This is a genomic window from Sphingobacterium bovisgrunnientis, assembly GCF_009829085.1.
GTDB lineage: Bacteria > Bacteroidota > Bacteroidia > Sphingobacteriales > Sphingobacteriaceae > Sphingobacterium > Sphingobacterium bovisgrunnientis.
Genome location: NZ_WUQY01000071.1, coordinates 1 through 2267, shown reverse-complemented (window position 1 = coordinate 2267; position 2267 = coordinate 1). Strand labels below are relative to the sequence as shown.

Genomic DNA, 2267 nt, shown 5'->3' with positions numbered 1-2267 from the left:
CGGAGTGGTGCAAAGATAGCAACATTTACACATCACTTCAAAGCTTTAGCGTGAATTAATTTTGCAATTTGAGTTAAGTCGCTGGAAGATTGAGGGATAAAATTGTTTTTGAAATTAATTTATTAATTGTATATTTGTTCTTTAATTTTATTAATAATACTACCTAGTAAACAATTGTTATTATGAAAAAAACCTATTTATTCCCTTTATTACTCTTGGTATCATCCTGTATTTCAAACAATAAATACAGCACACTCTCGCAAGAAGTACTTGAGGACAAAGTGAAAGGTGCATGGGCGAGTAAAATGGTCGGTGTAATGTATGGAAGAGAGATGGAATTTAAAGCTGTCGGAAAAACGTTTGACGATCCTATTCCTTGGGAGCCTAAACTAATCGAAAAATCATTATTAGAAGATGATATATATGGTCAATTATCCTTTATGCAAACCTTCGAAAAAAATGGTAAGCAAACAACATTAAAAGATTTGGCCTATGATTTTGCACATGCAAACTTCCCGCTTTGCCATGCTAACCTACAAGCAAGAAAAAATATATTTGAAGGAAAGAGTCCTATAGAAGCTGGACACCCTGAGTACAGTATGCATGCTGATGACATTGACTTCCAAATAGAATCCGATTTCATTGGCTTTATGCACCCTGGGATGCCACAATCTTCCAACCTCATGTGCGATTCTGTAGGAAGAATTATGTCGTATGGAGATGGATTATACGGCGGAATGTTTGTAACCGCAATGCATACGAATGCATACTTCGAAAACGATATTAATAAAATAGTTGAAAATGGATTGAAATCTATTCCTAAAAATAGTACTTACGCACAATGTATTCAAGATGTGATAACTTGTTTTGAGAAAAATCCAAATGATTGGAAATACGCATGGAAAACTATCGAAGATAAATGGGCTAAGGATGACATATGTGTACCATACCACGATTTCAATATTGATGCAAAACTTAATGGTGCCTACATTGCCATAGGTTTATTGTATGGTAAGGGAGATTTTCAAAAGACCATGGAGATAACTATACGTTGTGGCCAAGATACGGATTGTAATAGCGCAAATGCTGCTGCTGTATTAGGGATCAAGGATGGTTTCAAAAGCATTCCCGATAACTTTATTTCCTACTTGCCAGAAATAGCAGACAAACACTTTTTACACACCAATTATTCCTTTAACAAAGCTGTTGAACAAACAATAAAACATATTGAACAGAATGTTGTAAATAATGGTGGCGAAATTAAAAATGGTGTATATAAAATCAAAACACAGGCACACAAGTTTGATGGGAAAGTAGAACAATCTTATCCAAACAAAATTATGAGTTATCAAGTTCAAATAAAGCAGAGTAAAGAATGGAAATTAAGCGGAAACTGGATTGACTTCGTATATGGTGATGGCGATAGTGACTTGTACAAAAAAGCGACCACACCAAATGACATTCTTGAATTAGAGTTTGAAGGAACTGGAATATCGTTGTTAGGTAGTTGGAATACAAGTGGTGGTAGTGCTGATGTATATCTTGATGGTAAATTCGTAAAACATATAGACACATATTTCAGGGAGGAAGCAGGAAAATACGATGTAAATAGAGCACATATATTCCATCATATGAATTTATCACCTGGAAAACATACTTTAAAATTAATCGTATCGAATGATAAAAATGAAAAATCTACAGGTCACGATATTTGGGTCGAAAGAGCTGTAGTTTATAAAGACAAGTAATAATCTTTTATCATCTGGCAGTATTAAAGCCTTCATCAAATTGATGAAGGCTTTTTTGTATTAATACAAACGATTCACTTAATATAATAAATGCGAAAACAAATGCACTCACTTAGAATTATAATATAAAACCTATAAAGAAATATATAGGTACAGTAATTCTGAGCTATTATGTTTTGTGCTAATATCAAACCATAGAATTGCATTGAATTTATCTCATGAAAATAATAAAAAATTTACTCAAAGACTTTAGTATACTAGGTATAGAATACTAAAAGTATATAACGATTATGAATTTTAAAAAATAAATAATGAAATAAAGATTATAGTTGTGATTTTATATAGAAATCGTATTTTCTTAGCACGATGAGATAAATCAAAGTAATAATCTATATTCAATAATACATTGCAGATTAGATTTCCATTAAAACGTACTTAAACGCAAAAAAGCCTTACCACGTTATGTGATAAGGCTTTGTATAAAAAAAGGCACCGACCTACTCTCCCACCTGTTACGGC

1 protein-coding gene is annotated in these 2267 nt (G+C 32.5%); it reads left to right on the top strand.

The features are described from left to right. Positions 1–182: 182 nt before the first annotated feature. Positions 183–1748 (top strand): ADP-ribosylglycohydrolase family protein, encoded by a 1566-nt coding sequence (locus GOQ16_RS17105; protein ID WP_160070407.1) that lies wholly within the window; start codon positions 183–185, stop codon positions 1746–1748. Positions 1749–2267: the final 519 nt, after the last annotated feature.